We start from the raw sequence: 18,536 nt of genomic DNA, 5'->3' as shown, positions 1-18,536 counted from the left end.
CCTGTGTGTTTACATTCCCTAAGGTGATTGTTTTTATGCCTTTTCTATCTAGAGGTAGGATGTCAGACAACTACCCGCCTAAAAAATGTTTATGCCCGTGGGTGGTACGAGCGATAAACATCTTTTAACCTTGTTTTGGATACATGAGTGTATATCTGTGTAGTCGAAATGTCTGCGTGCCCCAGCATTTCCTGTACAGCTCTCAAATCTGCGCCATTTTCCAGCAAGTGGGTGGCAAAAGAGTGACGTAATGTATGGGGAGTAATTGGTTTGGTGATACCCGCTTCCCTGGCAACCGCTTTCAAGATCTTCCAAAACCCTTGCCTGGATAATGGATTCCCATGGTGATTGACAAACAGCTGCTCTGTTCGCTTTTGTTTGACCAGTTCGCTTCTTCCCCGATCCAGATAATCTTCCACGGCATCTTTAGCATGATCACCAAGCGGAATAATCCGCTCTTTGGATCCTTTTCCGACACAACGGACAAAACCCATCGTCAAATGAAGGTCACCAGTTTCCAAAGAAACCAGTTCTGACACTCTAAGTCCTGTAGCATACAACATTTCCAGCATAGCTTTATTGCGGATGGACAGCGGATCCCTGCCGGAAAGCTCGAGCAGCCTGTCCACTTCCTCGGAGGAAAGAACCTTGGGAAGTTTTCGTTCTTTCTTCGGAGTATCAATATGTAAACTTGGATCGTGATCACTTACTTTTTCCCTGACAAGAAACTGATGCAACAGCCTTACTGATGACAACAGTCGTGCAAGAGTTGCAGACGACCGGCCTTCATCATTCAAGTGGTAAAGATATTTCATAATGGTTGATCGTGCTACATCATTCCAATCCTTGACCCCTTGTTCTTCGAGAAAGGCACAATATTGTTTCAAATCTCGTCGATATGATTTGATTGTATTATCCGACAATCCTCTTTCTACTGTCAGGTAATGAAAAAAATCTTCCAATGCATGCTGCAGCATTCGCCTCTACTCTCCCAATTGAAAAAAGATTGATAACCTTTCCGTCCAATCGATCTGCTCTTGATTAAAAACCTTCACTGCTGTCCCTTGAGGCTCATCATAACGGTGAAACCGCTCATATTCCTCATGAACCATCCTCAAAGCAACATAAAAAAAGGACGTACAAAGGACGAAAATGATCAGCACTTTCATAGTATCTTTCACAAACTTCATCACTTGTTTCATAAGCAAGTCCCCTTTGTTAATCTCACTAACAAGGTATGCCATCCGAAACAAAAAATATACATTAGAAAAACCTGCATTCACACCTTTTTTCGTAAATGTGTACGTTTTTCATATGCTTGGAACTTTTAAAATTTTTTATTACTATAAGCGATTTCTTCGCAAAAGTATTTATGCTTTCCTACGTGTAAATAAAGACACCAACCTACACTAAAAGTACACCAAAACCCCAAGAAAGTAAAGAAAACTTAGCTGGCGTTCTTTGACAGCTTAGTTGCACTTATACTCCATCCCTTCAAATTTCAACGCCGTCGAATCAGCTTCCCTGTTGAGATTTCATGAAAGACCTGGAGTGTAAAGAAAACTTAGCTGGCGTTCTTTGACAGCTTAGTTGCACTTATACTCCATTCCTTCAAATTTCTTTTTTGATTTAATGCTGATTTCACCAACAAAAAAGTGAATACGATTGCCGTACCCACTGTTCTGCTGCATATATTAATTGTTAACTTTTGACGGTTTCTTTTTGGCAGACCCTGCATATGCCATGGAAAGTCAGGCGATGATCTTTCACTTCGAATCCCCACTGGCTTTCAATCAGCTTCTCAACATCTCCAAGCAGGTCTTCTTCAATTTCCTCAACCGCTCCGCACTCAATACACACGAGATGGTGATGAAAATGCTCAGCACCTTCTTTTCGGAGGTCATACCTGGATACGCCGTCGCCAAAGTTAATTTTGTCGACTATTTTCAATTCAGAGAGCAGCTCCAATGTCCGGTATACGGTGGCTAAACCGATCTCGGGCGCCTTCTCCTTTACGAGGAGGTAGACATCTTCTGCACTTAAATGATCTTCTTCATTTTCTAATAGCACGCGTACGGTCGCTTCCCTCTGAGGTGTCAATTTGTAGCTCTGAGAGTGCAATTGTTTTTTTATCCGCTCGATGCGATGCTCCATGTAGCGTCCCTCCCTCGCAATTCCAATTTAATTATAAGCAGAGAAGGAACCAGTGTCAAATTGAAATTATTATAATCTGTTATCAATAATCATTCTAATTTATTGTTGTTTTTATATTATTGCGAATAAATCCATTTAACGACCATTTCCATTGCCTGACTTGATAAAAATGCTTCAATAAATGCAGCAATTACGAGACAGGCAAACAATAGCAGAAACAGAACGCCATATTGCATGAACACTTTCATGACAGGCTGATGCATTCGTTTGGAAAACAGCTGTTTAAATAAGGTTATTGAGAAAATCATCGCGATAGCACCAGCAATGAGATATACCGGAATTACAAGCAAATTCTGTGGGGCAATGGATACAGAAGAAATAAACAGACCATACCAGCCCATCTGATTGACGAGAAAACCAACAGAAAATCCTACCACAAGTCCTTTGATAAATAACAGGACTGTTATCACGGGCATACCGATTACTGATATACCCAAAATAAAAATCAAGAGCATATATTTAAGATGATAGCTCAGGCTATCCCAGAATAACATCGGCTGGGATATTGAATTGGTATCGATCGTTTGCTTAAAAAACTGGTTCAAATAAAAGTATAAATCTTGTTTTTGGATGAAATTCATACTATTAACGATAATCGCCCCGAATATGATACCGATCAAGAACAATACTGAAATGAAAACATAAATATTAATGTAACTAGTAAAGTGATTCTTTAATAGACGTTGCTGGAGATACATTTTCCCACCCCTTCATCGAGCTTCTATTACAACTCTATGAACCAAAGGTAGAAAGTAGACCTCCCTTTCTATGAATCCCCTTTTAGTTTTCCATATCTTCCGCCGCCTCCCGCTTCAATGGCAACATCTCCATTTCTCAGGCGTAATATGGCACCAGCCAATTTTTCGGGTACTACCTGCTGTAACTCTTCTAAAGAAGCATGGTGGATGACGTCCATTTCCGTCCCAAAACGTTCCAATAGCTTTTCATAGGTTTTCGGCCCAAGAGAAGGTAAATATTCCAGTGGAACTTGATAAATATAAGGTGGTCGCGACGGATGGTTTACTGAATTCGTTGAGAGCTCATTTATTCTCTCTGCAACTCCTTTAATTACCTTTTTAGATCCGCAGTTTGGACAAGGTGTCTGATAAACGGAAAGATTTTTCTGGCAATGATTACATACTGTTTGATGATATTTTCCCAGTCGTGGATTCATGCCATAATTGTGGTTGATTTTCCTTTCGCTTTTCCCCTTGATCGCCAGCCCAAGTTCATAAAAAGAAAGCTCTTCCAGTAATACTTCCTGATATTCCCTTCCTATTTTATTCAGCGAATGGGCGTCCGAATTCGATAAAAATGGGAAGACATGGAGCTCGGAGATCTGATCAGCCATTTCTGTATCAGAACTGAGGCCTAATTCAACAGCATCTATCATAGTAGCGTCAAATACATCTGTCAAAGATTTATCGACTCCCTTTCCATACATGCTTTTAAAGGGGGTGAAAACATGGGCGGGTATAAACCACCCACCAAAATCTTTCACACATTTCTGCAGCTCCTCGGCAGTACCATAGAACCGCTGGGAACTCAAATTTATATTCGTCATCCTAGTCGCAAGCCAGCTGGAAAAATCCTTCATCACAGAAAGAAAAGGGAAAAAACATAATACATGAATTGGCCCCCGACAATTAATATCATATATTTCAATTTCCGATCCTAATATCAGTAAGGTGTTCTCAAAGCATACACCACCATCCTTGTGCTCTTTCGCATGCCCTTTTGTAAGGAACTCCTCTAATTCAGCCTGCACTTCAGGCACGTGGGCATCGATGACTCCGACAATATCCATTCCTTTACGTCTGCTCGCTTCCTTCAGAACGTTGGTCACCGTCAAAGATTTGCCGCCACTGATTTTTACCGGCCGCCCGTTCCAGTCTTTGCCGATATGTATGTGAAGATCTGCAAAATAAGATTGCAAGTCCATAATTAAACTCCTTTTAGTTTTAGAAAAAGCACTGCATATGCCGTCTTGGCATCATGAATTCTCTGTTCTTTTACCATTTGTTCGGCTTCGTCGACAGTAAGTTCCATAAGTTCCACAAACTCATCATCATCCCCTGCTACTTTGTCTTCCATTTGCACCAACTCGTCTGTAAAATAGAGGTGAACGAGCTCATCAGCAAATCCTGGGGAAGTGTAGAACGAAGTCACCCATTCAAGCTTGTCTGTTGTATAGCCAGTTTCTTCTTCTAATTCACGTTTCGCTCTTACAGCAGGTTTGTCTTCCACGCCTTCAAGCTTTCCGGCAGGTATTTCTATGATGCTTTTTTCAAGCGCCTTCCGGTATTGCTCAACGAACAAAATTTTATTATCTTCCGTAAGAGCAATGATTGCCACCGCTCCCGGATGTTTAATGATTTCTCGTTTAGATGTGTTTCCATCGGGTAAAGTAACACTGTCCACTTGGAGTTTGACGATTTTTCCATCAAAGATTTTTTCTGTTTCTGTTGTTATCTCTTCAAACTTTTTCAAAACAATAACTCCTTTCTTCTCCATAAACTAAAACTATTCTAACATAACAGCAGATTTTTCTGGATACATAGCGTCTCACTAATAGAAAGGATGATTCTATGAATAAACGACAGCTTGGAAGCTCTGACTTGCACATTTCTGAGATTAGTCTGGGGTGCATGAACCTTGGGACAGATGAGCACAAAGCAAAGAACATGATCGAGCGTGCACTTGAAGCGGGAATCAATTATCTGGACACTGCCGATTTATATGATTTCGGGGAAAATGAAAAAATTGTAGGCAAAGCCATCAAACATCGCCGCGAGGATGTCATCCTCGGCTCAAAGGTCGGAAACCATTTTGATAAAGAAAAAAAGGACTGGTTCTGGGATCCTTCCAAGGACCATATTAAAGAAGGCGTAAAAGAAAGCCTCCGCAGACTGAACACCGATTATATCGACCTTTATCAACTGCACGGCGGGACAATCGAAGATAATATTGGTGAAACAATCGAAGCTTTTGAGGATTTGAAACAGGAAGGGTTAATCAGGGAATATGGAATTTCTTCGATTCGTCCGAACGTTATCAGGGAATACGCGGAACGCTCCAGCATGGTGAGTGTGATGATGCAATATAATATCTTTGACCGGCGTCCCGAAGAGGAAATACTTGATTACCTCTATCAGAATAATATCAGCGTGCTTGCCCGCGGTCCACTTGCGAAAGGCATGTTGAGCGACAACGGAGCAAAGGTAGTCGAATCCAAAGCGAATGATGGGTTCCTGGATTACAATTACGAAGAGATGCTCGCATTAGCGGAAAAACTCGAGGATTATTCCAGTGAAGAACGGACGTTAAATGCCCTTGCACTTCAATATGTCCTTCATCATCCGGCGATTGCTACTGCAGTATTTGGGGCAAGTTCTTTAAAGCAGCTGGAAGATAACCTCCGTTTTCTTGAAGCTAAGCCATTAACGGAACAGATTTTCGGAGAAATCCAGGCACTGACAAAACCGATCACTTACCAAAAACATCGTTAATTAAGACATGCACTTGAGCTGTCTGCTCTGGTGCATGTCTTCTTTGTATCCTATTTATATTTTTTCCAATCGATATCGCTTTCCTCGAGCAATTCTTCAAAACTCTTGTTCGCTTCTCTTTCCTTTCTCTCTCTTACCAGACGCTGGCGTTCCTTTTCCTGTTGTTCCTTCTCTGCTTGTTTCCATTCCGTTTTCTTAGACTGGAGCTGGTTCCATAAATCCGGGTTCAGGCGATCTTTTAATGAGCCGCTTCCGGAAACTCGCTCTTTTTTGCTCACATTTCTTCCTCCTTTACTATTTCCCGACCGGAAATGGCGGGATTAAGAATACCTTCCGGGCTCGAAAGTCGAAGAGCCCCGCCGTAAGCATCCAGCTTTAGTTTTTCTGAAAAAAAGATTGCCTGTTGTTTATGAACAATCACGCTGTAGTCGGTGCTCTCTATACTTTTATCCCATTCCGTACGATGGGACGTCCAGCGAACCGTGGGTACGCCGTTGACTCCACATCCACAATCATCCGTATCATAAAACAGGCGAAGGTATGGATGTTCCTCTCCTCTTAATGATTCCAGCTGTATTTTCGCGCTATCTGTGATGGTCAATTTCATTTTCCCATCCCTCCTATTAACTCCATCATAATTATTTTTTCTTATTCGGGCAAAGACCAGGCTTGCATTACTCTGCAAAGTGTCCGCCAACCAATTTACTGCGGTGGAGCGCGGTTCCGGCTTCCGTATAGGAAACCGCACGAAGCAAAGCATCGCTCCCATATTTATCCCGAATCGCATCCATGACATAGCCGAGCTCACGCTTTCGGGTCCTGTTGGAATCAAACAAGTCCAGCTGGATGCTCGAATCTTCACTGATATTCGATAAAGAGATGGAAATACTGCGCACAGTTTTTTCCTCAAAAAATTCCTTGAACAGCTGAAGGCAGACCGCGTAGATATCCATGGTGACGTTTGTGGGCTGATCGATACTTCTTGAGCGATGAAAGCCTCCTCCCCCTTCGGTTTTACTGTAACCGATACCGAGGCTGATCGTCTTTCCTGCTTTATCATTGTTCCTTGCTCTTCTGGCGACTTCTTCGCACATTTCCAGCATTACGTGCTTAACGTGGGTGGGGTCATGATAATCCCGTAACAGAATCTGACTTTTACCATAGCTGATCTGCCCCTGGATGATCGGTGCGCCAAGCTCGGACAAATCAACTCCATGGGCATGATAAAACAACTGGTTCCCCATCACCCCGAAGGTCTTTTCTAAACGTTCCAGCGGGTACTTGGCGAGCTGGCCGACGGTCGTTATTCCCATTCGGTTCAGCCTTCGTTCGAGACGGGGACCGATTCCCCACATTTCCCGAAGCGGAGAAACAGGCCACAGTTTCTTCTCTACATCTTTGTACTCCCATTCTGCCACCCCTTTTTTCTTTGCTTCTAAATCGAGGCAGAGCTTGGCCATAAGCATATTGGGGCCGATCCCGATTGCCGCCTTTAAATGAAAGGTATCCTCCAGCTCCTCTAGAATCATTTGGGCAATTTCACGGGCGCCTCCTCCAAACATCCGCTCACTTCCACTCACTTCTAAAAAGCTTTCATCGACACTGTACGTATGAATCGCTTCTTTTGGTACATATTTATGAAACAGCCGGGTCACCTCAGCAGAAATTTCCAAATACGTGCTCATTTGGGCAGAAACGATTACAATGTCCGGCTCATTCGGAATTTCAAACAATCGGCTTCCTGTACGAATGCCATAATCCTTTTTCATTGCAGGAGATGCAGCGAGTACCACGCTTCCCCTGCGGTTAGTATCAGCCACAACGGCGAGATGGCAGGTCATCGGATCAAGCCCCCTTAAGATAGCGGCACAGCTCGCATAAAAGCTTTTCATATCCACACATAAAACCCGGCGGTCCGGAAACAGCCGATAGTCAATCTCAGGGTTTTCCATTTCCATCACACCCCTTCTCTCTCACTTATTATTATGCGAATATACGTTCGTGTATGCAAGAGGGAATCACAGGAAAAAGCCTGCCGGATAATGAGGCACTGAAAAACAGAAGCGTATAAAAAAATGGCCAGTAATGGAGTTTCAAGTCCATACTGACCGTTTTGTCTTTGTCTAGCTTAGGCCGTGCCCAGTGGACTCCGGATAAGGGAGGTCATTTTTTATTAAATTGGGAACGCAGCATTTTTTCTGTCACACTCGGAAATAATTGATGGACCTTACTGCCTGCATCCATCCAGGTCGGAAGATTGATTTCCCTTTTTGGAATAAATAACTGTTTGACAATCCTGTTTGCTACCTGATTAGCATCAAGCATCAGATGCTCTACTGCAGTTTCGTAGTTCCCAGTGGGATCAGCCTGTTTAAAAAAGTTTGTGCGGACAGGCCCTAAATTTACTGTGGTCACAAGAATCCCCCATCCTTCCACTTCCATACGAAGAGCATTGGAGAAACCGAGTAATGCATGCTTTGTAGCGGAATAGACAGCAGATTTTGGTGTAGCCATTTTCCCCGCCTGGGAAGCAATGTTGATAATATGCCCCGATTTCTGAGCGATAAAATGAGGCAGGACCTGATGGGTAATTCTAAGTGGAGCATGGACATTCACTTGCAGCATCCGTTCGATGTCCTGCCATTTGGAACCACAATAGTTTTCAAAAATACCCATTCCTGCATTATTGATCAAAGCATCAATCGAATCATGGTCATAAAAAATAATATCACTGACATCTTTCCATTCGTTTCCATTGGTAAGGTCGGCTTTATACCAATAACAGTCTGTATCGAATTTTTCTTTCAGTATTTTGGCGATAAGCTCAAGCCTATTACCTGAGCGGGCTACTAAAATGGGGTGCCCGCCATTTCTCGCTACATGAATCGCCAAGTATTGACCGATTCCACTCGAGGCGCCTGTGATAAGCACTTTTTTCCCTTTCAGATGTTCATTCATTTTTAACCCTCCAAACGGCTATACACCAGTGCCTCATCCTCTTTTTCAGCTTTAAGTGCACCGATGCTCAACAAATAGTCAAGCTGGCCGATTGTTTCTGACATCGTTAAACCGAATTCCTTTTCCATCTGGCTCGGGAATAGGAGTTCACACACTTGAAAAGCAGTAAGCGCTTTTTTTCCAATAAGTTCACAAACGTGAAAGGCTCGTGCCTTTTGCTTTTCTAGACGCTTTTTAATCAAGTCATGTGGCGCAGTGAAGATATCTCCGTGGCCCGGGTAAACTGTATTAAAATCAATGTTCAACAATTTGGCCAACGTATCACGATATTGCAGTTGGGGTATTGGCCTTGGTTCTCCTTCTTGTAAAGGCGGTTCCAATAATGGATTGGAGGAAATATGCTTAAGAAGTACATCTCCTCCAATTAAAGCCTTTTCCCTGGAGTGATAAAAAGCGACATGGCTCTGTGCATGGCCGGGTACCGCCACGACTTCCCAGCCGGGATGACCAGGAAGCTGATCCCCCTCATCGATTTTTATTGTCAGCTGTGATTTCGGCGCAGTGACTAAAGGCTTCCGCAAGCTCTTAAGGAATTTACGGAAACGGTCAGGAACACCAGCTTCCTTGTAAAGCCCGGTAAAAAATGCTTCATAACTTTGCAGAAAAGACTCCTCTTTTCTCAGCCACGGGTCAATATAATGGTGACCCACTACATCGGTAATACGGGGAAAGCGTTCAATCAATCCAATATGATCTGGATGATGGTGGGTCAGAATTATCTGTTCAACATCCTCCGGACCATAGCCCATTTCCTTTAATTGATAGAGTACAGCTTCCCAAGCTTCATCTGTATTGACGCCGGCATCTATGATGGAAAAACGCTCGTCTTTAAGCACATACATATGAACATCTCCGACAGCGTATGGGGTTGGTACAGTCAACTGACTTATTTTTTGTGTCAACATTGTCATTCTGCATCCTCCATTTATCTGAATCATCATTCATTTTCTAAATTGTAGCATTTTTCTTCCAGTAATCCCACTTAATAGCTGAGGCGCTCTATAAAAAGGGGGGTAACGCCCATATTTTCCTGGAAAACAAAAAAACTGCCCCCGTCTGTTATCCGGGGGGGCAGCCATAATCATTTCCTAAACATTGATTGCAGGGTATGGTGCAGCATATCTGGCAGGTATTCAAAAGAATATGTCAGTTCCAGTCGTTCTGTCCATTGATGGGGGTCTTTCCCTAATGGGCCGATATTAATGACCGGCATGTTGGTAGCCTGCATCAAATCACTTGAGAGTTCAAAGCCGCGTCCCTGAATAGGCATCTGCTTCAAAAGGTCTCCCAGAGGGGAGTCGTCGGCTGTAGGTCCGATAAAGCTTAGGTCGGAAAGTCCTGTGAAATATTCGGTGTTTTCGATTTGAAGACTGTATTTTTCTCTAGCATAGTTTTGACACGCCTGGACTGCCGCTTCGATATAAGGATCCTGGTTGGATGAAACCGAAGGATAAAACGGCGGACTGTAAAATAATATAATCATCGGTCCTATATCCTTACAAAGAGATGCAAGATCATGGACGAGAAGTGTAGAAAAATCTCTGTCTCCTTTATCTCTGTGGGAAATGAGCAAATTCTGCCTGCGCTCTACTTCCCTTTTTCCAAACCGCTTTTCAGCTTCTCTGTACAGCTCTTCAAAAGTTAGGACGGTAATATCCATATTCAGTGGCCGATGTTCTGTTTCAGCCATATAGTAAGAAGATTTTTGTTTATAATGCGCGATTGCTTTTTGGCTTGCTCGATGTGCTGCAGCCAGCAATTTCTCGTTAATGCTGGAGAGTGTCTGCTTCATATACAGAACATTGTACATGGCGACTGCTGCCTGGGGGGTCTGGACAGAATAAGCGTCTTTCAAATCTTTTTGCATCAAGCTTATCGGTGGCGGGGTAGTCTCATCCCCCACCGTTTCAATAAAGTCTTCACTTAATTCGAGTTCCTGTGTGAGGTAACTTACCATCAGATTTGCATTCAAACCGGCAAATGGTTCTCCAACGTGAGTTTCTTTTCCGTAACACAGGAATCCAGGCAGTACTTTACCAATGGATCCGGAATATAGATAATAGGTACGGTCACCAGGATATTTGCTGAACATCGGCTCTCCATTCATGGTGGCCTTAAATTCTAATTCATGTTGCTGCTTCAGCTCATTTAAAACAGGCAAGGCAGTAATCATCCCAAGTGAATTAGCTTCTTCATCCGGCACAGCTAAAAGAAGGATATTTCCGTCAAATTCCCCTTCCATCGCTTTTTCCAATAAGGAGAGGTGTACGGTGGTTCCTGATTTCATATCCATTGTTCCGCGGCCGAACAGCCAGTCACCGGTTTTCAAATCGTTCGCAGCTTCTTTAGGAAGCTCTTCTATTCTTTTTTGAAGCTCCTGGGTCAGCTCCTTCGGGTGAAAGGCTAAGTTTTGCAGAGAGCCATAATCCTCAATACCGACCACATCGATATGGGACAATAAAATGATCGTTTCTTTGGCATCATTATTCTTTACGAGAGCCGTCAGCAGCTGCCTGCCATCTTTTAATGGATGCAATTGAAGATGGTCGGAATTCTGCCGAAAATAATCCTGCCCCTCCAAGAGGTGGTGTATGTATTCGACCATAGCAATTTCATCTTTCGTACCAGTAACACTAGGATAATTTACTAGAGAGCATAGAAGGTCCGTTAACTGCTCTTTAGTTTCCCATTTTCGTGCCATGTAGATCCACTCCTTGTAAATTGACTTTTAGAATAAAATGCCACACAATCAAAAAGAGTATATTTGAGAGGTGAAGCAATTGGGAACGTTGATTTATGCCCATCGGGGTGCGAGTAAATTGGCACCAGAAAACACCATGCCTGCCTTCGAATTGGCTTACCATGCAGGTGCTGACGGCATTGAGACAGATGTCCAGCTCACTAAAGACCGTGTTCCGATTTTAATTCACGATGAGAATCTCAGGAGAACGACAAATGGAACAGGGTTTGTCCAGGATTATACATATGACGAAATAAAACGGTTAGATGCAGGGAGCTGGCTGTCGAGCAAATTTTCAGATACTCCCATTGTATCATTAGAAGAATTTTTAAGCTGGGTACAAGATAAATCCATGTACCTGAATATAGAACTTAAGACGAAAGTAATTGCTTATAAGGATATCGAACAAAAGGTATACGAACTACTATGTCATTTTGGGCTAGTAGAAAAGACAGTAATATCATCCTTTAATTCCGACAGCATTAAAAGGATGCAAGCTGTTGCACCGGAGATAGCTACAGCCTTTTTAACCTCACAAAACATAAAGGACCTGCCCTCATTCGCCAAACAGCTTGGAGTGAGTGCACTGCATACGAAGTATCGCTTGTTGAACCAGAAGCTTGTCGATAACTGCCGGAAAGAAGGTATCGATTTAAGAATTTATACGGTAAATAAAGCGTCTCCATTAAAAAAATGTTACAAGCTCCAATGTGACGGAATATTTACCGATGTCCCACATCTTGCCATTGAATACCGCAAAGTGTGCCAATGAGATACACAGGAGGCGTCATATTATGAGCAAACTATTTTCCCCATATACCATTAAAGATTTGACTCTGAAAAACCGGATAGTTATGTCACCGATGTGCATGTATTCTTCGGTTAATCAGGATGGAAGGATTATGCCTTTTCATCTGACCCATTATGAAAGCAGGGCTGCTGGCCAAGTGGGATTGGTTATGACAGAGGCTGCAGCGGTCCTTCCTGAAGGCCGGATTTCGCACGATGATCTCGGCATATACGCAGATGATCATATCGAAGGATTAAAAAAAACGAATGAGGGAATCCATCGACATGGTGCTGCATCGGCAATCCAGATTGCACATGCTGGTCGAAAAGCTACAGTAAAAGAAGACATCTTCGCACCTAGTGCCATCCCTTTTAATGAGAAATACAAAACACCGATCGCAATGGAAAAACACGATATTGATAAGGCAGTGGAAGCTTTTGCTGACGCAGCACGACGTTCCAGACAAGCCGGTTTTGATATTATAGAATTGCACGCTGCTCATGGCTATCTGATCAATCAGTTTCTATCCCCTCTAACCAACAGGAGAAGTGACATTTATGGCGGCAGCAGGGAAAATCGCTATCGATTTCTTAAGGAAGTGATAGAAGCAGTCACCAAAGTCTGGAATAAACCGCTATTCGTAAGGATTTCCGCTGACGAGTATAATCGAGAAGGCAATCAAATGGAAGACTTCTATTATTTTACCGAAGAAATGAAAAGACAGGGTGTAGATTTAATAGATGTCAGCTCTGGAGGAGTAGTTCCTGCATCTATCAACCCTTACCCTGGCTATCAGGTCACCTATGCAGAAAGAATCAAGAAGCAATGCAGCATAGCCACAGGAGCTGTAGGTTTGATTACAACTGGTATTCAGGCAGAAGAAATATTAAAAAATGATCGTGCAGATTTAATCTTCATTGGACGGGCATTACTGCGGAATCCATATTGGCCGAAGCAGGCAGCAAATGAACTGGGAGTCCTGTTACAGGGTCCAAAACAATACGAACGCGCCTGGAATTGACTGCTCCACTCTATATGCTGGTCCAACCGCAAAGTAATAGGAGGGATTGTAATGGAATTACTCTTTCTAGGTACAGGTTCCGGGGTGCCATCAAAAGAACGTAATGTAGCAGCACTTGCCTTGCAAATGCTGGAGGAACGCCAGTCCACCTGGCTTTTTGATTGCGGGGAATCCACCCAACACCAAATACTCAAAACCAATATCCGGCCACGCCGAATTGAAAAAATTTTCATTTCACACCTGCATGGAGATCACATTTACGGTCTTCCGGGTTTATTGAGCAGCCGCTCTTTCCAGGCAGGAGAAACACCTTGCACCGTTTATGGTCCGAAAGGTTTGAGAGAGTATATTGAAACAGCCCTTCGTGTCAGCGGAACAAGGCTTACTTATTCCCTAGCTGTCAAAGAAATATCAGAAGGGATTATATATGAAGATGACTCTATCCACGTGACCGCCGTGCCAATCGAACATGGCCTTGAAAGCTTCGGTTATATCATCGAAGAAAAAGAACAACAAGGAAAGCTTTTGGCGGACAAACTCAGAGCGGACGGAATTAATCCTGGTCCTGTCTATCAGAAGATAAAAGAAAACGAGACCACTCAACTGGACGATGGAACAATCATTTACCGAAAGGATTATATCGGCCAACCGAAATCCGGTCGAAAAATCGCCATCATGGGGGACACCCGTTACAAAGAAAGTCTTCGTCACTTTATCAATGGAGCAGATATTCTAGTCCATGAAGCTACCTTTGCCGGGAATGACGAACACCTTGCCCATGATTACTATCATTCTACTACCAGGCAAGCAGCAACGCTTGCAAAACTTTCTAACGTGAAACAATTGATCTTGACGCATATTTCTTCACGTTATCAAGGGGCAGAAAGTAATATACTTCTTGACGAGGCACGAGAAATTTTTCCAGACACGGTAATTGCCCGTGATTTTTACAGTCATCCCGTCCCGGCAAATAAATAAAGGAGGGTGCAGGATATGACAGACATCAATGGAACAGTTGCTATGCAAAAGCCTATTTCCAGGAAGGACTTACGAGAGATTACAAATTCAGGATCAAACAGCTTAACCTGTTAACAAAAATGCTGAAAGATTACGAATCGGATATCCTGGACGCTCTGCACCGCGATTTAAATAAATCTGAGTATGAAGCTTATGCTACTGAAATAGGATTTCTGTATGGTGAAATTGACTTGCATAGAAATAGGCTGAAAGAATGGATGGAACCTGCAAAAGTTAAAAACCCCCTATCCCATAAAGGCTCAAAAAGTTATATCATAAAAGAACCTTACGGGACAGCTCTCGTCATTTCTCCGTGGAACTATCCAATAAACCTCGCCCTTGCTCCTGTGATAGGAGCTATTTCAGCAGGAAATACGGTCGTTCTTAAACCCTCGGAATTAACACCTAACGTTTCAGCACTGTTGAACAAAATGATAGCAAATACCTTTGATCCTGCTTTATTTAAGGTCATTGAAGGAGGAAAAGAAACAAGTGAAGAGTTACTCGATCAGCATTTCGACTATATTTTCTTCACCGGAAGCGTCCAGGTCGGAAAAAGTGTAATGGAAAAAGCAAGCAGGCATTTGACCCCTGTCACGCTTGAGCTCGGCGGAAAAAGTCCTGCCATTATCCATAAAGACGCGAAGCTGGATCTTGCTGCAAAAAGGATTGTTTGGGGAAAATTCATGAATGCAGGGCAAACATGTATAGCTCCTGATTATCTGTATGTTCACCGCGATGTAAAAACAAAGCTGTTGGCTAAAATCAAAAAATATATCAAGATTTTCTATGGAAGACAGCCACTCGAAAATAATCATTTCACAAAAATTGTAAATAAACAGCACTTTGACAGGCTTTCAAACTATCTGAATAATGGCACCTTGATAACTGGCGGTAATACGGATCGAGAAAACCTTAAAATGGAGCCTACTCTACTTGATAACATTGGTTGGCAAGATGAAGTGATGAAAGAAGAGATTTTCGGACCAATACTTCCTGTATTAACGTATATAGATTTGAATGAAGCGATTGACAACATTCGTGACCAGGAAAAACCTTTAGCCTTATATTATTTCGGCGAAAAAGAACACGAACAGAGATTGGTCACTGAAACCCTTTCGTTTGGCGGCGGCTGTATCAACGATACACTGTTACATATAGCCAATCCCAACCTTCCTTTTGGCGGGGTTGGCATGAGCGGAATTGGTTCCTACCATGGTAAAGCAAGCTTTGATACCTTCAGTCATGCCAAAAGCATGACTAAACAAACAACAAAGTTCGATTACGGATTTCGTTATCCGGGTTCAAAACTGGGACTTAAACTCATTAAAAAAATTATGAAGTAACGGAAATGATCCGGAACCATTTTTACTTCACAAAAAATTAAAAACCAGCCCGTTTTTTAGTGACCCGTCCATTTGTAAATTATTTACAATTTAAAATCTGAATAAATTTTTACTTTTTTGACCATGAATAAATCTTTTGGGAACTTTCGTACATACTAACGATAAAAAGGGATTGAGAACATGGTCATCAACATCCTATGCGGAACCATCATACCGTTGATTATATTGTTCATGTTTTTTAAAAAGTACCCTGAGTTAGTCATTCTAATCTACCCTGTCGGTATCTCTATCGCTTTTCTCGCTAACGACTGGGGAGCAGATTTATTTTGGCAGGTCATGCCAAAACACGAAAACCCTTCTTTGTCAATGATGCCATATAACATTGGTTATTTTCCTTTGATGGCCGTTGCATTCAGCTACATCAAAGTCAAGAAAAGTATTAAGAGTGGAATATTAATTTTGTCATTTGCCATAACCACTACTTTCATTGAGTTTCTCGGGCTTACTGTTGGAAAGATCCAATATTATAATAATTGGAACATCTTTTATACGTTTTTTATCTATTTAAGTGGGTTCATTGCTGCCTCCATATATGTAAATTTGTTATGGCGGTATAAGATTATCTTAAAATAAACCATTATAAAAACTAAGACTTGTCGCCAAGTCCTTATGGCGAAAGCCTTAGTTTTACTTATACTTTAATCCTTTAAAAAAGTTAAACTTTCTTAAAGTGTCAAATAGGGCTGCCCCATGGGAACAGCCCTTTTGATCTATCAGTTATACAATTTTTCGATTCCAGTGTCGATGCATGGCGACCGCTTCCACAAACTCTTTCACAAATGGTTTCATTTCGCGCCCAGTAATCACTCCAGGACTATCGTTAATTGCTGCCTTCTCAATTAACTGGATACCGTCATGTGTAGCTCCAATCGGTTTGAAATGGGAGTATGCTTCCTTAATGAAATACATGGCATCGTTCGTAAACTTATTGTCAGTACCGCTACCTCCGACCACATAGAGTCCATCGAACAGTACAGATTCTCCCGTCAAGAAAGTGTGGTCTGCTTCCACTTCCACTCCATCATCTGCTGTTTTGAGCCCGAGTGTGTCACTGACGATTTCCGGCTGGATTCCTGCCGCTTTCAAAGCTTCCAGGACATTCGTCACTTCCTCCCCATCAAAACCTTCCGCAAGCAGAACCGCAAGCTTTCTGGTATGAGGTGTCTTGACTGTATTTTCCTGGCTTAAAGCGGGAGATGATTTCGTTACGTTGGAACCTCCCTGTTCAGGTACATCTGCTCCAATCGCTTTTGCCACAGGTTCTGCCAAGTCCAGACTAACATTGGCGAACATATCCACTACCTGCTGCTGTACAGATTTACTTCCGACTTTACCAAGTTCAAAACTGAACGCCTGAATAATATGGTCTTTTTCAGGGTTACTCATGCTATTCCAGAATAGTGTTGCCTGGGAAAAATGATCTTTGAAACTGTCGCTGCGAGCCCGGATTTTATAACCTTCCACTTTCTCTTGATAATGGGTATAACCGCCTTCTTCCTCCGTGGCCGGTGTCGGAGTATTGTCAGCAAGCGAATTTTTGTGATAACTCACTTGCCCTTTGTTTATAGTCATACGATGCATGCCATCACGCTGATTATTATGGAAAGGGCAAACCGGTCGATTAATTGGAATCTCGTGGAAGTTCGGTCCCCCAAGCCTGCTTAATTGTGTATCGGTATACGAGAATAGCCGCCCTTGAAGCAATGGGTCATTGGAAAAATCAATCCCAGGTACTACATGACCGGGATGGAAAGCTGCCTGCTCGGTTTCAGCGAATACGTTGTCCACATTTCTGTTTAAGGTCATTTTACCAATTAACTTCACCGGAACTTCTTCTTCCGGCCAAAGCTTCGTTGGATCGAGTATATCAAAATCAAATTTGAATTCATCTTCTTCTTTAATGATCTGCACACCCAATTCGTATTCTGGATAATCGCCATTCTCGATTGCATCATACAAATCTCCTCGATGGAAATCTGCATCCTTACCTGAAATTTTTTGTGCTTCATCCCATACGATAGAGTGCGTTCCTAATACTGGTTTCCAATGGAACTTAATGAAATGAGCTTCCCCTTTATCATTAACAAATCGGAATGTATGCACCCCGAACCCTTCCATCATCCGAAAACTGCGTGGAATGGCACGGTCTGACATGGCCCACATGACCATATGAGCGGATTCCTGATTGTTGGCAATGAAATCCCAAAATGTGTCATGTGCTGACGCTGCCTGTGGCATTTCATTATGCGGTTCGGGCTTCAAAGCGTGGACAAGGTCAGGAAACTTGAGAGCGTCCTGAATAAAGAAAACAGGTATATTATTGCCTACAAGATCAAAATTCCCTTCCTGCGTGTAAAATTTAGTGGCAAATCCTCGCGCATCACGCACTGTCTCTGATGAACCCCGGTTTCCGGCAACAGTTGAAAAGCGAACAAACACCGGTGTCTTTTTCGATGGATCCTGAAGGAAACCTGCTTTCGTATACTCTTTCATGGAATCATATACTTCGAATTCCCCATGCGCTGCAAAACCTCGGGCATGTACAATCCGCTCCGGTATCCGCTCATGGTCAAAATGTGTCATTTTCTCACGGAAATGAAAGTCTTCCATCAACGTAGGGCCACGCTCGCCGGCTTTTAAGGAAAACTCATCTTCTGATACTTTTGTGCCTTGATTGGTAGTCATTTTTTTATTAGAATCATCTGTTCGAAATTGCTCGAGCTGCTCATCTTTACGTTTATGATTTTTGCTCATTGCTCTCCTCCTAGATAATATGTAATCTCTTACAATTACCTAGTTACCCTGTTTAAAATTGTTATAA

The 18,536-nt window shown here is 42.6% G+C and carries 19 protein-coding genes; 6 read left to right on the top strand and 13 right to left on the bottom strand.

All coding sequences use genetic code 11. From position 1 onward, the window contains the following. Positions 1–89: 89 nt before the first annotated feature. The 6 genes from xerD to JOC33_RS06345 all read right to left on the bottom strand — a co-directional run bounded on the left by xerD (position 90) and on the right by JOC33_RS06345 (position 4,704). The gene (xerD, locus tag JOC33_RS06370) at positions 90–977 is read right to left on the bottom strand and encodes a site-specific tyrosine recombinase XerD (protein ID WP_205091670.1); all 888 of its coding nucleotides are present in this window, start codon (positions 975–977) and stop codon (positions 90–92) included. Positions 978–983: 6 nt separating this feature from the next. Beyond that, entirely contained in the window at positions 984–1,202 is a 219-nt protein-coding gene (locus tag JOC33_RS06365; protein WP_205091669.1) for a DUF4227 family protein, read from the bottom strand. A gap of 499 nt (positions 1,203–1,701) precedes the next feature. After that, positions 1,702–2,154 (bottom strand): ferric iron uptake transcriptional regulator, encoded by a 453-nt coding sequence (fur, locus tag JOC33_RS06360; RefSeq protein ID WP_205091668.1) that lies wholly within the window; start codon positions 2,152–2,154, stop codon positions 1,702–1,704. 116 nt (positions 2,155–2,270) lie between these two features. After that, positions 2,271–2,912 (bottom strand): stage II sporulation protein M, encoded by a 642-nt coding sequence (gene spoIIM, locus JOC33_RS06355; protein WP_205091667.1) that lies wholly within the window; start codon positions 2,910–2,912, stop codon positions 2,271–2,273. Between the two features lie 68 nt (positions 2,913–2,980). Beyond that, complete coding sequence (locus JOC33_RS06350; RefSeq protein WP_239534051.1) at positions 2,981–4,156, bottom strand: endonuclease Q family protein; 1,176 nt, start codon at positions 4,154–4,156, stop codon at positions 2,981–2,983. A gap of 2 nt (positions 4,157–4,158) precedes the next feature. Next, positions 4,159–4,704, bottom strand: a complete 546-nt coding sequence (locus tag JOC33_RS06345) for an NUDIX hydrolase (protein ID WP_275576971.1) — start codon at positions 4,702–4,704, stop codon at positions 4,159–4,161. A gap of 98 nt (positions 4,705–4,802) precedes the next feature. Between JOC33_RS06345 and JOC33_RS06340 the strand changes: the two genes are divergently transcribed. Continuing rightward, on the top strand, positions 4,803–5,723 hold the full coding sequence (locus JOC33_RS06340; protein WP_205091665.1) for an aldo/keto reductase: 921 nt from the start codon (positions 4,803–4,805) through the stop codon (positions 5,721–5,723). Positions 5,724–5,773: 50 nt separating this feature from the next. On the opposite strand, the gene JOC33_RS06335 is transcribed toward JOC33_RS06340, so the two are convergent. The 6 genes from JOC33_RS06335 to JOC33_RS06310 form a co-directional block, all read right to left on the bottom strand. Then, positions 5,774–6,001 carry a DUF3886 domain-containing protein gene (locus JOC33_RS06335; protein WP_205091664.1) on the bottom strand — a complete coding sequence of 76 codons (228 nt, stop codon included), beginning with the start codon at positions 5,999–6,001 and terminating at the stop codon, positions 5,774–5,776. Continuing rightward, positions 5,998–6,330: an iron-sulfur cluster biosynthesis family protein gene (locus tag JOC33_RS06330; protein ID WP_205091663.1), complete on the bottom strand. Its 333-nt coding sequence runs from the start codon at positions 6,328–6,330 to the stop codon at positions 5,998–6,000. The genes JOC33_RS06335 and JOC33_RS06330 overlap by 4 nt, the downstream gene beginning before the upstream one ends. Before the next feature lie 67 nt (positions 6,331–6,397). Further along, positions 6,398–7,675, bottom strand: a complete 1,278-nt coding sequence (locus JOC33_RS06325; RefSeq protein WP_205091662.1) for a Y-family DNA polymerase — start codon at positions 7,673–7,675, stop codon at positions 6,398–6,400. A gap of 211 nt (positions 7,676–7,886) precedes the next feature. Next, a complete protein-coding gene (locus JOC33_RS06320; RefSeq protein ID WP_205091661.1) occupies positions 7,887–8,681 on the bottom strand; it encodes an SDR family NAD(P)-dependent oxidoreductase in 795 nt (264 codons plus the stop codon). Between the two features lie 2 nt (positions 8,682–8,683). Continuing rightward, complete coding sequence (locus tag JOC33_RS06315) at positions 8,684–9,652, bottom strand: MBL fold metallo-hydrolase (RefSeq protein WP_205091660.1); 969 nt, start codon at positions 9,650–9,652, stop codon at positions 8,684–8,686. A 170-nt stretch (positions 9,653–9,822) separates the two neighbouring features. Then, the gene (locus tag JOC33_RS06310) at positions 9,823–11,442 is read right to left on the bottom strand and encodes a M20/M25/M40 family metallo-hydrolase (protein WP_205091659.1); all 1,620 of its coding nucleotides are present in this window, start codon (positions 11,440–11,442) and stop codon (positions 9,823–9,825) included. A gap of 70 nt (positions 11,443–11,512) precedes the next feature. Here JOC33_RS06310 and JOC33_RS06305 point away from each other — a divergent pair, with 70 nt between their 5' ends. The 5 genes from JOC33_RS06305 (at position 11,513) to JOC33_RS06285 (ending at position 16,288) form a co-directional block, all read left to right on the top strand. Further along, positions 11,513–12,253, top strand: a complete 741-nt coding sequence (locus tag JOC33_RS06305; protein WP_338054482.1) for a glycerophosphodiester phosphodiesterase — start codon at positions 11,513–11,515, stop codon at positions 12,251–12,253. Positions 12,254–12,275: 22 nt separating this feature from the next. Next, positions 12,276–13,292, top strand: coding sequence for an NADPH dehydrogenase NamA (gene namA / locus JOC33_RS06300; protein WP_239534050.1), 1,017 nt, complete (start codon positions 12,276–12,278; stop codon positions 13,290–13,292). Positions 13,293–13,343: 51 nt separating this feature from the next. Then, complete coding sequence (rnz, locus tag JOC33_RS06295) at positions 13,344–14,270, top strand: ribonuclease Z (RefSeq protein ID WP_205091657.1); 927 nt, start codon at positions 13,344–13,346, stop codon at positions 14,268–14,270. Further along, positions 14,267–15,655: an aldehyde dehydrogenase family protein gene (locus JOC33_RS06290; protein ID WP_205092444.1), complete on the top strand. Its 1,389-nt coding sequence runs from the start codon at positions 14,267–14,269 to the stop codon at positions 15,653–15,655. Before rnz ends, JOC33_RS06290 begins: the two co-directional genes overlap by 4 nt. Before the next feature lie 180 nt (positions 15,656–15,835). Then, the gene (locus JOC33_RS06285) at positions 15,836–16,288 is read left to right on the top strand and encodes a hypothetical protein (RefSeq protein WP_205091656.1); all 453 of its coding nucleotides are present in this window, start codon (positions 15,836–15,838) and stop codon (positions 16,286–16,288) included. A gap of 144 nt (positions 16,289–16,432) precedes the next feature. On the opposite strand, the gene JOC33_RS06280 is transcribed toward JOC33_RS06285, so the two are convergent. After that, complete coding sequence (locus tag JOC33_RS06280) at positions 16,433–18,469, bottom strand: catalase (RefSeq protein ID WP_205091655.1); 2,037 nt, start codon at positions 18,467–18,469, stop codon at positions 16,433–16,435. Positions 18,470–18,536 lie beyond the last annotated feature (67 nt).

Origin of the sequence: Thalassobacillus pellis (assembly GCF_016908295.1) — a bacterium.
Classification (GTDB): domain Bacteria; phylum Bacillota; class Bacilli; order Bacillales; family Halobacillaceae; genus Thalassobacillus; species Thalassobacillus pellis.
The sequence above is the reverse complement of the archived record's forward strand: the minus strand, read 5'-3'. Positions and strand labels throughout refer to the sequence as shown.

Bases quoted from the DNA above. Each gene is read 5' to 3' on its own strand.
- xerD (WP_205091670.1), bottom strand. From the start codon at position 977: ATGCTGCAGCATGCATTGGAAGATTTTTTTCATTACCTGACAGTAGAA.
- JOC33_RS06365 (WP_205091669.1), bottom strand. From the start codon at position 1,202: ATGAAACAAGTGATGAAGTTTGTGAAAGATACTATGAAAGTGCTGATC.
- fur (WP_205091668.1), bottom strand. From the start codon at position 2,154: ATGGAGCATCGCATCGAGCGGATAAAAAAACAATTGCACTCTCAGAGC.
- spoIIM (WP_205091667.1), bottom strand. From the start codon at position 2,912: ATGTATCTCCAGCAACGTCTATTAAAGAATCACTTTACTAGTTACATT.
- JOC33_RS06350 (WP_239534051.1), bottom strand. From the start codon at position 4,156: ATGGACTTGCAATCTTATTTTGCAGATCTTCACATACATATCGGCAAA.
- JOC33_RS06340 (WP_205091665.1), top strand. From the start codon at position 4,803: ATGAATAAACGACAGCTTGGAAGCTCTGACTTGCACATTTCTGAGATT.
- JOC33_RS06330 (WP_205091663.1), bottom strand. From the start codon at position 6,330: ATGAAATTGACCATCACAGATAGCGCGAAAATACAGCTGGAATCATTA.
- JOC33_RS06325 (WP_205091662.1), bottom strand. From the start codon at position 7,675: ATGGAAAACCCTGAGATTGACTATCGGCTGTTTCCGGACCGCCGGGTT.
- JOC33_RS06320 (WP_205091661.1), bottom strand. From the start codon at position 8,681: ATGAATGAACATCTGAAAGGGAAAAAAGTGCTTATCACAGGCGCCTCG.
- JOC33_RS06315 (WP_205091660.1), bottom strand. From the start codon at position 9,652: ATGACAATGTTGACACAAAAAATAAGTCAGTTGACTGTACCAACCCCA.
- JOC33_RS06310 (WP_205091659.1), bottom strand. From the start codon at position 11,442: ATGGCACGAAAATGGGAAACTAAAGAGCAGTTAACGGACCTTCTATGC.
- namA (WP_239534050.1), top strand. From the start codon at position 12,276: ATGAGCAAACTATTTTCCCCATATACCATTAAAGATTTGACTCTGAAA.
- rnz (WP_205091657.1), top strand. From the start codon at position 13,344: ATGGAATTACTCTTTCTAGGTACAGGTTCCGGGGTGCCATCAAAAGAA.
- JOC33_RS06285 (WP_205091656.1), top strand. From the start codon at position 15,836: ATGGTCATCAACATCCTATGCGGAACCATCATACCGTTGATTATATTG.
- JOC33_RS06280 (WP_205091655.1), bottom strand. From the start codon at position 18,469: ATGAGCAAAAATCATAAACGTAAAGATGAGCAGCTCGAGCAATTTCGA.